The organism is bacterium, from assembly GCA_024228115.1.
Taxonomy (GTDB): Bacteria; Myxococcota_A; UBA9160; order UBA9160; family UBA6930.
The window spans coordinates 1-11,001 of the sequence record JAAETT010000301.1; the positions used below are offsets into that span (position 1 = coordinate 1).

Genomic DNA, 11,001 nt, shown 5'->3' on the forward strand with positions numbered 1-11,001 from the left:
CGAAGCACACTCCGCATTCGCGCCACGGAATGGGCATCGACCACCCAAAACGAGATCCGTCAGCGTCAATCGCCGCGCGGCACGCTGAAACATTGGAAAGCCAGCTTCTCAGCCAACTTTCGTGCATAGTTCAGGCTAGACCCCCGTTCCTCCGAGGCCGCAGTACCCGCCTGGGTTCTTGTCCAGGTATTGCTGGTGGTAGTCCTCGGCGTAGTAGAAGGGGCCGGCGTCGATGATCTCCGTGGTGATCTCGCCGAAGCCAGCAGCCGAAAGCCGCTTCCGAAAAGCCTCGCAGGATGCCTCGGCCTGCTGTCGCTGCGCGTCCCCGTAGACGTAGATGCCCGAGCGGTATTGCGTCCCCACATCCCCTCCTTGACGCATGCCCTGGGTCGGATCGTGGCTCTCCCAGAAGATGTCGAGCATGGCATCGAAGGATGTCTGCGACGGATCGAAGACGACGCGGACCACCTCGTTATGCCCGGTGAGGCCGCTGCAAACCTCTTCGTAGGTGGGGTTCGGGCTATGCCCTGCCGCGTAGCCCACTGCCGTCGTCCACACGCCGCTGGCCTGCCAGAACATCCGTTCGGCACCCCAGAAACAACCCAGGCCAAACATGGCCAACTCGAGCGCCTCGGGGAAAGGCGGGAGGATGGGGTTGTGGAGCACGGTGTGCTGGTTCGCCACCGGCATCTTCACATCGCGGCCGGGCAGGGCGTGTTCCCGGGTCGGCATCTCGGTCTTTCTGGACAACAGTCCCATGCTGGAACCTCCGCACCGAGAGTAACCCCAACCAACGCTGTTATCCTCCTCTCATGAAGATCGCGACCTGGAATGTCAACGGAATGCGGGCCCGACTCGATTTCGTGCTTCACTGGCTGGCCGCTCGTGAACCCGACGTGGTGGGCCTGCAGGAGTTGAAACTCCAAGACGACCAGTTTCCCCACGACGTCTTCGAGCAAGCCGGGTACCAGGCGGTGACGCACGGCCAGAAGGCCTGGAACGGTGTGGCCATCTTGAGTCGAAAGCCTGCCACACTGGTTCAAGCGGGCCTGCCGGGCCAGGAAGAATTCGGTGCGCGGCTCATCACGGCGGAGGTGGATGGCTTGACGTTCACCACCGTTTACTGCCCGAACGGCAAGAACACCGATCATGACGACTACCCGCGCAAGCTCGTCTGGTTCGACGCCCTGGCCGATCATCTGGGCTCGCCCGCCGGGGCGTCCGTCGTATGCGGTGACTTCAACATCTGCCCGACCGGGCTCGATAGCTGGAACGAGGCGAAATTTGCTGGCGACATCTTTCATACCGATGCCGAGCGGGAGCGCATGGGCCGCTTCGCCGAACAGGGTTGGACGGATCTCTTTCGCGTGCTCCATCCCGACGAACAGGCCTACTCCTGGTGGGACTACCGGGGCGGCTCCTTTCACCGAGGCCACGGTTTGAGGATCGACTTCGTGCTGGGGACGGCAGAGGTGCGCGAGCGGACCCGCGAGGTGATGATCGACAGGGACTACCGCAAGAAGCAGGAGGGCCTGACGGCGTCAGACCACGCTCCGGTCATCGCAGAGCTCGCGTAGGCGCCGTGCCCTGCCTCTTCCTCGAGGCCGGGCCTGCTCTTTGTCACGCGTCGAAGCGTTCGCCCAGGAGTTCCTCGGAGATCTCCCAGAGACGCTTCGCGTTGTCCGTATCCAGTGCGTAGGCCGCCACGCCACCGGATTGCTCCATGTCATTCGAGATGTCGGCGATCCCGCAGTCTTCGAGATACACGGCGCCCGTCTCGGCCAACTCCGGAGCCGTCGCGGCGTAGACCTCCGTGGCTGCGCCCGCCGGAACCTCCTTCCATTGGATGCCTGCGCTCGAGGATCGCTCGGTGAGCATCTTGATGTCCTCTGCGTCGAGGTGTCGCCCCAGCTCCGTCATGATGCCGCCGGGATGGATCGCATAGCTGCGAACGCCTCTGCCCTTGAGCCGACGATCGAGTTCAACGGCATGCAGGATGTTGGCGGTCTTGGCCTGCCCGTAGGCCTCCCATTTGTCGTAGGCGCGGCTTTCGTAGTTCGGATCTTCGAACACGACGGGCGAGAACCGGTGGCCCCCGGAGCTGACGCACACCACCCGGGAGGGTGCTCCCGCAATGAGAGCGGGGGTGAGGAGGCCGGTGAGCAGGAAATGTCCGAGGTGGTTCGTTCCGAACTGGAGTTCGAAGCCTCTCTCCGTGCGCCCAAGGGGGCTCGCCATGACGCCCGCGTTGTTGATCAGGATATGCAGCTCACCGTGCTCGGAGAGCCAGCCCTTGGCGAATTCGCGAATGCTCTCGGGTGAACCGAGTTCGAGGGGTCGCACCTCGATTGCCGCATTTCCGGTACTGGAGCGAATGCTCTCGGCGACGGATTCGCCCTTTGCCAGATCCCGGGCGGTGATCGTCACGGCCGCACCCTTCGAAGCCAGGCTTCGCGCTGCCTCCGCTCCGAGCCCACCCGAGGAGCCCGTGACGATGGCCACCTTGCCCCGGAGGTCGATCCCCTCGAGCACCTGATCGGTCGTGGTTTCGTGGTTGAATCGGCTTCGATCGGTCATGGGTCCTCCTCGTGGCTGGCAGCGTAGCCTAGGCTCTCCAGATGCAATCCAACCCTTCGAGCATCGTTGGTTTCGGAATCCTGGGCGCAGCGCGGATCGCACCGAAGGCCATCGTTGATCCCTGCGCGGAGCACACGGGTGCACGGGTCGTGGCCGTCGCGGCGCGGGAGCCCGAGAGGGCACGCGCTTTCGCGGAAGCCCGAGGCATCCCCCACGTTTCGGAATCCTACGCGGAGCTGTTTTCCCGAGACGATGTCGACGTCGTCTACAACCCGCTCCCGAATGGGCTTCACGGCCACTGGACCCTGGAGGCGCTGCGTGCAGGCAAGCATGTGCTTTGCGAAAAGCCGCTCGCCGCGAACGCCGCAGAAGCAGAACGGCTCTTCGACGAGGCCGAGCGCCACGGCCTGCTGTTGATGGAGGCGATCCACTATCCCTACCACCCGGTGGCGCAGCATCTGATCGAGGTCTGCCGCGGAACAGGGGAGGGCGGTTCATTGCTCGGTCCGCTGGAGGAACTGGAGGCCGTCTTTACTGCGCCTATTCCAGAAGAAGACATCCGCTTCGATCTATCCCTTGCCGGCGGCGTGACGATGGATCTCGGCTGTTACACGCTCCACGTGCTGCGCATGGCAACGGGGCAGGAACCGCAAGAGATCACGGCCGAAGCCAAACAGGGCCCTCCTGGAATTGATGCGCACATGCAGGCGGAGCTTCGCTTTCCGAGCGGAGCCGTAGGCCGAATGAGAGCGGGGATGGGCCGGGGAACGCCCTTCGAGAGTGTCTTCAGGGCAAGGGGCCCGCAGGGGCGGCTCGAGGTAACGCGTTTCCAGGCGCCGATGATTGGCCACGAGATCACGCTGACGCTGGAGGGATACGAACCGATGCGTCAGGAGCTCAGTCGTCGGCCTACCTTCGCCTACCAGCTCGAGGCCTTCCTGAAGCTGCTCGAGAAAGGTGCACCCTACGCCCCGACCTTCGGAGGCCGGGCGGATACGCTCGGGAACATGAAGACGATCGACCGGGTGTACCAGGCCGCAGGACTTCCGCTACGCGCGACGACAGCACGCTAGCCCCGGCTTTACACTTCTTTACTTCCGCGAACATCTCCCGACATCGCTCCCGCCGATACTCTTGACATGCGCTCGGGAGGAAATCACATGGGACGTAGATTCTGGATCGGTTCGGCGGTGGTCGGGCTTCTTGGCCTCATGGTCGTCACGGCGGGTGCTTGTGGCCGCCATCACGGCCCGGGCCCTCATGGCATGCTCCACGGAGACGAGGAGATCGATCTGGATCACCTCCGCCACGGTGCACGTTGGATGCTGCGCAGCGCGGATCCCAGCGATGAACAGCTCGACGAGATCGCCATCATCGCGAAGGGAGCCATCGAGCAGATGCGCGGCCTCCACGAAGGGCACGAGGCCCATCGCGCGGAGTTCGCTGCAGCGTTTTCGAGCCAGGTGGTCGACCGTGACGCCCTCGAACGGCTGCGCGGGGAAGCACTCGGCCGTATGGAGGATGGCTCCAAGCAGGTCGTGGACGCGCTCGTTCAGGTTGCCGAAGTCCTTACACCCGAGCAGCGCGCGACGTTGATCGCCGAGCACGAGAAGCGCCGGGGACGTCACGGCCGCCGACACGGCTGGCACTGAGCTGGGATTGGACCCACGGCCGGGCCCGGGCCGGCCGTGCGGCGATCCCGGAATGCGCAGAGCGGGTTGTGCAGCGCGGAATGCGCGCAGGTCTTGAAGCGGGGCTGGCGCCGGACGAGAAGTCGGAGCACGGTCTTGGGATGGTGCCTCGCATCCTGCTCATCGATGACGACGTGGAGCTCTCGCGGATGCTCGTGGAGTACCTCGGTGAAGCAGGCTTCGAGGTCGATGCGCGCGGAACCGTGGCGGATGGATTGGCTTTCCTGGTCAGCGCTGCGGGCATCCACGATCTCCTGATTCTCGATGTGATGCTCCCCGATGGGGACGGCCTCGATCTCTGTCGACGAATCCGAGCGGGAGAGGCCGGGGATGTGGCGGCAGCGCTGCCGGTTCTCATGCTCACTGCGCGTGGGGACGAGACCGACCGGATCGTCGGTCTCGAGCTCGGGGCTGACGACTACCTGCCGAAGCCCTTCAATCCCCGGGAACTGCTGGCTCGCTTGCGGGCGGTTCTTCGGCGGGGGCGTGCCGAGCCCGGAGCGGACAAGATCGAACGCTTCGGTCGTCTGGAGATCGATCACGGTGCGCGGAAGGTGCGGATCGATGGCGAGGAACGAGAACTCACGAGTCACCAGTTTGCCTTGCTCTGTGTGCTTTCTGAGCATCCCGGGCGAGTGCTGAGTCGCGATACGATCATGACCCGGCTCGCTGGTCACGACCTCGAGGCCTTCGATCGAAGTATCGACGTTCACATCTCGCGGATCCGCGCAGCGATCGAGGCCGATCCCCGGAAACCTCGCCGGATCCTGACGGTGCGCGGCACGGGTTACGTGTTCGCGTCGAAGCAGGACGAGCCTGACCTATGAGCCGACTCTCCCTACGTATCTACCTGGCCTTCCTGGCGGTCGTGCTGATCTTCTTCGTTCTCTCCGCGCTGTTGTTCCGGGCGATCGATCGCGAATCGGCCCCGCGGCCGCTTGCAGAACTCACGACGGCAGCCGAATTGTTGGTCTTTCCCGAGCGAGCGGATCCCGGGACGTTGCCGGCACGTGTGGAGCGCCTGGCACGGGATTTCGATACCGGCATTGCCGTCTTCGACCTGGAGGGACGCCGTCTGGCCGAGGCCGGGCCGTTCGTGCCCGCTCCGCGCGTCGATGAGAAGGGCGCGCATTGGCTGCGCCGCGGCTTCCGGGGGCCCCCAGCAGCGGCGGTTCACGTTTCGAGCGGGCATTGGGTGGTGCTCAGATTGGCCCACGGCCGAGGCCCCGGTTGGCATGCGCTGCTTGCGCTCGGCGTCTTCGCTCTGGCGCTTGGTGTAGGTGCCTATCCGGTTGCACGCGGGATCACCGGGAGGCTCGAGCGCCTCTCCACGAGTGTGGATGCATTCGGGCAAGGCGAGCTGACCGCACGGGCGCAGATCGAGGGACGAGACGAGGTGGCACGGCTCGCCGAATCGTTCAATCGCACGGCAGAGCGCATCGAATCCCTGGTCGAGGCGCAGCGGACGCTCCTTGCTAGTGCGTCCCACGAGCTGCGCTCACCTCTCGCACGCCTGCGCATCGCCGTCGAAATCCTGGGAGGCGGTACAGATCTCTCCTCGGAGCGGCTTTCGGAGCTCCGCCGGCAGGTCGCCCATGACGTCGCCGAGCTCGATGCCGGTGTGGAGGAATTGCTGGTGGTGAGCCGGCTCGACATGCTCGAGCCGACGACCGGCTACGAACGGGTGGACCTGCTTGCCCTGGCGGCGGAAGAAGCAGCCAGGGCGGAAGGGGAGATCGAAGTCGTTGGCCCCGCGGAGGGTGTGCCCACGTTGTTGGGCGATGCACGCAGCCTGCGCCACTTGCTTCGCAACCTGATTGCGAACGCCGAGCGTCACGCGCCGGGTTGCCAGGTAGAGATCCAAATCGGCCCACTCGCCGACGGGCGCGGCGTGCGCATCTCCGTCGCTGACCGCGGGCCCGGCATCCCCGAAGCGCAGCAACATGCGGTCTTCGACGCCTTTACCCGCGGCAGTGGAGCGGCCGGCGGGTTGGGTCTTGGCCTTGCCATCGTGCGGCAGGTGGCACGCCACCACGGAGGAGAAGCGCGCGCATTGGGACGGGAGGGTGGGGGTACCGTGATCCAGGTTGATCTGCCCGGCCGGACCGAAGCGCCCCGCTGATTCCCGGGACTTGGCCGGCGGTTGCATTTGCGTCTCCCGGATTCCCGGCCTCCCAGATTCAGTTGGCGGCAGAAGGCAGCACGCCGCCAGTTTCTGTGGCCAGATACAAACGGCAAGGCTCACCTGTCTGCCGACCTTTACTGGGTTCCGGATGCGCTCGGGCCGTGCCGCGACGTTCGCGAAGCGGCCAGGTGCCAATCCAGGGCGATCGGTCGACTCCGGACTCCAGTCGCCCGGGCCCATCGGAACGGTCTACACTCGCTAGATGACGACCCCCCTCGATCTTTCGCTCACCGAACTCACTGCCGCGTTGCGCGAACGGAAGCTCTCCTCCGTCGAGCTCGGCGAAGCCGTGCTGGCGCGCATCGATGCCACCAACGCGGATCTGAATGCCTTCGTGGCGCTGCGGGATCGCGAGGCGATCCTCGCCGATGCCCGCGCTGCCGACGAGCGCATCGCCCGCGGTGAAGCGCGGCCCCTCGAAGGGGTGCCGCTCGGCGTCAAGGATCTCGAGGCTGCCGAAGGTCTTCCCCACACCGAGGGATGCCTGATCTACAAGGATCGCATTGCAGATCACGACAGTACCCAGGTGGGTCGGCTGCGGGATGCGGGTGCGATCCTGGTCGGAAAGACGAACGCACCGGAGTTCGGCTACACGGCGATCACGAAGAATCTCGTCTACGGCGTGACGCGCTCACCCTGGGATCTCGAGCGAACGCCCGGCGGTTCGAGTGGCGGATCGGCTGCAGTGCTCGCCGCTTCCGTATGCCCTCTGGTGACTTCCTCCGATGGCGGCGGTTCGATTCGCATTCCCGCCAGCTTCGTGGGCGCGTTCGGTTTAAAGGTCTCCTTTGGCAGGGTTCCCCGCGGCCCGATGCATCAATGGAACTACGGGGATACATCGGTGTACGGACCGACGACGAAGACCGTCGCCGATGGTGCACTCTTCCTCGATCAGGTGGCCGGGGCGTCGCCGTGTGATCCGAAGTCGTTGCCGGACCCCGGCATCTCCTACGTCCAGGCCCTCGCAGAAGAACTGCCGGCGGGGACACGCTTCGGCGTCTCACCGGATCTCGGCTATGCGGTGGTCCAATCCGATGTGGCCGCCTGCTTCGACGATTCGGTGAAGGCTTTCGAGACGGCTGGCCACACGCTGGTGCCGGTCGAGGGCGGGCCGCCCAGAATGGGCCGCGAATGGGGCCTGCTCGGCGCTTTCGAGATGGCCGGCCCGCTGGGTTCGTACCTGCCGGAGCGAGAAGAGGAGTTCGGTCGAACGTTCATCCGCGGTGTCCAGGCGGCGGATGCCATGACGCCCGAAATCTGGGGCCGCATTTCCGAACAACGCATGCAGCTGAACGAATGGTGCGCCCGCGTATTCGATGAAGTCGATTTCCTTCTCACGCCCACCGTGCCCTACGACCCGCCGCCGGCTCGGGGACCGTTCCCGGAAGAGACCGAGGGCCGCAAACAGCACGCGGCCGGCGTCGCGGCGTTCACCATCCCGTTCAATATGTCCTGGCATCCGGCGGCGACGGTTCGAGCAGGCGTTTCCAAGGCCGGTCTTCCGATCGGTCTTCAGATCGTCGGCCCCCGGCATCGGGACGACCTGGTGCTGCGTGCCGCCCTGGCGTTCGAACGCGAACGGCCTTGGCATCCGGAGTGGCCTCAGATCGGCTGAGGTTCCGACGAGGTGGATGATCAATGAGCGCGGACCCAGCTGCGCGAGGGAGACCCCATGGGCGAACTACAAGGGAGCTGCCACGAGGCCTTCGATGGCGTGCGCGCCGTATTCGAAGAAGGCTTCCGGGAGCGAGACGAGATCGGTGCTGCGGTAAGCGTCTTCCTCGACGGGGAGCCGGTGGTCGACCTCTGGGGCGGCTTCGCGGATCAGGCCCGCACCCAGCCGTGGCAGCGGGACACCCTGGTGAATGTCTACTCGACGACCAAGGGGGCAGCGGCCTTCTGTGCGCATCGGCTCGTCGATCAGGGGAAGCTCGATCTGGATGCACCGGTTGCGAAGTACTGGCCGGAATTCGCTGCCGCCGGGAAGCAGGAGATCCCGGTTCGCTGGCTGCTCTCCCACAGGGCCGGGTTGCCGGCGGTACGCGAGGTGCTTCCGGGGGAAGCTCTCTACGACTGGGACGCCATGGCCACCGCGCTGGCCGCTGAAGAGCCGTGGTGGACGCCTGGCGAGGAGCACGGCTACCACGCGCTCACCTATGGCTGGCTGGTAGGCGAGGTCGTCCGTCGCATCAGCGGCAAGAGCCTGGGGACGTTCTTTCGCGAGGAGATCGCCCAGCCCCTCGGCCTCGATTTCCACATTGGGCTTGCGGAGGCGGAACACGGCCGGGTCGCGGAAATGGGGCCGATGGCGATGCCGGGCCCCGATGACAAGGACGCCCTGGAGATGGGGCAGAGGATCATGGCCGATCTCGAAGGCATGACGGCGCGGGCGTTCGGAAATCCGCCCTCGATGATGGCCGGGGTGAACGTGCCGGAATGGCGGAGCGCTGAAATTCCAGGTGCCAACGGACATGCGACTGCCCGCGCGATCGCGAAGCTCTACGGCATCGTCGCGCTGAACGACGGTCGTGTGATCAGCCCCGAATCGATCGAGGCGGCGCGTACCGAGCAGTCTCATGGGCCCGACGCGGTGCTCGGGATCTCCACGCGCTTCGGGCTCGGATTCATGCTCTCCCAGGACGAAAGGATGGCCCGTTTCGGGCCGAACGATGGGGCTTTCGGTCATCCTGGCGCCGGTGGTTCGGTGGGGCTCGCCGATACGCAGCGGCGCCTTGGCATTGGCTACGTGATGAACCGGATGGGCCCGCGAATCCTGCTCGATGACCGGGCGCTCGCACTCATCGATGCGGCCTACGCCGCCCTCTGACATCAGGAAGGGAAGACAGCATGGTCCGAATCGAGATGCGGTACGAAGGGGAGCTTCATTCGAGCGCCCGCCATCCCTCGGGCGCAACGCTCGAGACCGACGCTCCCAAGGACAACGAGGGGCGTGGTGAGGCGTTCTCTCCGACGGATCTCCTGGCGACGGCGCTCGGCAGTTGCATGCTCACCGTGATGGGCATCGTCGCTCGCCGCCACGAGTGGCCGCTGGAGGGCGCGACGGCGAGCGTCGAGAAGCATATGGTCGCCGATCCGTCGCGACGCATCGGGCGCCTGGACGTCCAGATCGAGCTACCGGCTGGAATCCCCGAGAGCGCCCGCCGTGTTCTCGAGCGCACGGCCCACACCTGTCCGGTTCACAACAGCCTCCACCCGGAGACGAAGGTCGACGTCACATTCCATTGGAATTGATCTGCCGCCCAGGCGGCGTGAGCGGTGGGCGGGTCCTACTCGTCCGGACGCGATCTCGACTGTTTCTTTTCGGCGAGGTGGCGCTTCGCCGTGAGGCGCCTCTCGCGGCTCGCTCGCGAAGGCCGGGTTGCCCGGCGTTGTCGGGGAACTTCGAGCGCTTCACGCAGGAGGTCCTCCAACCGGGAGAGGGCCGCCTCGAGATTGCGTCCGCGGGTTCGCGCGCGACCCGCCTGAACGTGGAGGCGGCCATCGGCTGCGATGCGCGAGGCCAGCTTGCGGCGGATGCGGGCGGTCGGCGTCGCGCCTAGCAAGCGCTCCGTGCCCTCCAGATCGAGCGAAAGATCGACCTTGGTGGCGACCTTGTTGACGTTCTGGCCGCCGGGCCCGCTCGAGCGGACGCTCTGGGCTCGCAGGAGGCGCGCCGGGAGGCGCCTTCGCGACGAGAGCTCGAGATCTCGGAGGGGCATGGGACGAGCCTAGGGAACGGCGCCGGCCTCTTCCCGGGTCGGAGCTTCGTAGTCCTTGTCCATCCGATAGATCATCAAATCCGGCCGCGGCCGCTCCGAGATCCAGCCGGAATCCAGGCCGGCCTCTTCCCCTGCGCGTGTGAAGAAGCCTGCGACGTTGTGCCGCATCGATTCGGGAAACGCAGCGGCATCCTCGACCGTCACTTTGAGTCGGGCCGGATTCTTCTCATCCGTATCCACGGACCAACGACCCACGTCGAAGAGGGCGCCTTGAACGCTGACGACCAGACGCAGCAACAAGCGCAGTTCGCTCATGGAGGCTGCCTTGCCATCGGTCAGGGAATCGAGCTGTTGGTAGAGCCCGCTGGCGATCAAGCGGTCTGCGGCCATCCGGCCGCGATCGTGCAGGTATTCGATCCGCCCACCGCCATCGATTTCGAAGAGCAGGAGCGCGACCCGGTCCGCGATGGCCACCGCATACCAAGCCGCCGGGTCGACCTTGCAATCGAGAAGGCGAAGGTCTTCCGCATCGAGAGCGTTCTCGAGCTGCTCCTGGGAGATCCGCCCCTCCTCTTGCAGCCGTTTCAGCTCTTCCATGCCGCCCGCGAGCACAGCCCCTTTGATCCTACCGCCGGCCATACATCTGCATCGGAGCGCGGAGTCGAGGCTTGAGTCGTCGTTCTCGCCCGTCTAGCCCGGAAAATTCATGAAGAAGTCTCGTTCTTGAATTGAAGAAGGCCCCAGTTGCGGTAGAAACGTGTTGCGACACCCGTTTCCCCTCAACAAGGGCCCCTTCATGAAGCCGGATTCTACCGCACAGACTGTCACC

12 protein-coding genes are annotated in these 11,001 nt (G+C 65.3%); 8 read left to right on the top strand and 4 right to left on the bottom strand.

What is annotated here, in order from left to right:
• Positions 1–135: 135 nt before the first annotated feature.
• Complete coding sequence (gene msrA, locus GY937_13470; GenBank protein ID MCP5057716.1) at positions 136–759, bottom strand: peptide-methionine (S)-S-oxide reductase MsrA; 624 nt, start codon at positions 757–759, stop codon at positions 136–138.
• A 53-nt stretch (positions 760–812) separates the two neighbouring features.
• On the opposite strand from msrA, the gene xth reads away from it, so the two are divergent.
• Positions 813–1,577, top strand: a complete 765-nt coding sequence (gene xth, locus GY937_13475; protein ID MCP5057717.1) for an exodeoxyribonuclease III — start codon at positions 813–815, stop codon at positions 1,575–1,577.
• A gap of 43 nt (positions 1,578–1,620) precedes the next feature.
• On the opposite strand, the gene GY937_13480 is transcribed toward xth, so the two are convergent.
• Entirely contained in the window at positions 1,621–2,577 is a 957-nt protein-coding gene (locus GY937_13480) for an SDR family NAD(P)-dependent oxidoreductase (GenBank protein MCP5057718.1), read from the bottom strand.
• Between the two features lie 41 nt (positions 2,578–2,618).
• Between GY937_13480 and GY937_13485 the strand changes: the two genes are divergently transcribed.
• From GY937_13485 to GY937_13515, 7 genes are all read left to right on the top strand, one after another.
• Positions 2,619–3,650, top strand: coding sequence for a Gfo/Idh/MocA family oxidoreductase (locus GY937_13485; GenBank protein ID MCP5057719.1), 1,032 nt, complete (start codon positions 2,619–2,621; stop codon positions 3,648–3,650).
• 87 nt (positions 3,651–3,737) lie between these two features.
• Positions 3,738–4,229 (top strand): periplasmic heavy metal sensor, encoded by a 492-nt coding sequence (locus tag GY937_13490; GenBank protein ID MCP5057720.1) that lies wholly within the window; start codon positions 3,738–3,740, stop codon positions 4,227–4,229.
• A 140-nt stretch (positions 4,230–4,369) separates the two neighbouring features.
• Positions 4,370–5,095 (top strand): response regulator transcription factor, encoded by a 726-nt coding sequence (locus tag GY937_13495; protein ID MCP5057721.1) that lies wholly within the window; start codon positions 4,370–4,372, stop codon positions 5,093–5,095.
• Complete coding sequence (locus GY937_13500; GenBank protein MCP5057722.1) at positions 5,092–6,390, top strand: HAMP domain-containing histidine kinase; 1,299 nt, start codon at positions 5,092–5,094, stop codon at positions 6,388–6,390. The genes GY937_13495 and GY937_13500 overlap by 4 nt, the downstream gene beginning before the upstream one ends.
• A 265-nt stretch (positions 6,391–6,655) precedes the next feature.
• Positions 6,656–8,068, top strand: a complete 1,413-nt coding sequence (locus GY937_13505; protein ID MCP5057723.1) for an amidase — start codon at positions 6,656–6,658, stop codon at positions 8,066–8,068.
• Positions 8,069–8,125: 57 nt separating this feature from the next.
• Positions 8,126–9,280, top strand: coding sequence for a beta-lactamase family protein (locus GY937_13510; protein ID MCP5057724.1), 1,155 nt, complete (start codon positions 8,126–8,128; stop codon positions 9,278–9,280).
• Positions 9,281–9,300: 20 nt separating this feature from the next.
• Positions 9,301–9,705, top strand: coding sequence for an OsmC family protein (locus GY937_13515; GenBank protein MCP5057725.1), 405 nt, complete (start codon positions 9,301–9,303; stop codon positions 9,703–9,705).
• Between the two features lie 35 nt (positions 9,706–9,740).
• Here the strand turns inward: GY937_13515 and arfB are convergent, their stop codons facing one another.
• Both arfB and GY937_13525 read right to left on the bottom strand, forming a co-directional pair.
• A complete protein-coding gene (arfB, locus tag GY937_13520; protein ID MCP5057726.1) occupies positions 9,741–10,172 on the bottom strand; it encodes an aminoacyl-tRNA hydrolase in 432 nt (143 codons plus the stop codon).
• Positions 10,173–10,181: 9 nt separating this feature from the next.
• Positions 10,182–10,811, bottom strand: a complete 630-nt coding sequence (locus GY937_13525; GenBank protein ID MCP5057727.1) for a hypothetical protein — start codon at positions 10,809–10,811, stop codon at positions 10,182–10,184.
• Positions 10,812–11,001 lie beyond the last annotated feature (190 nt).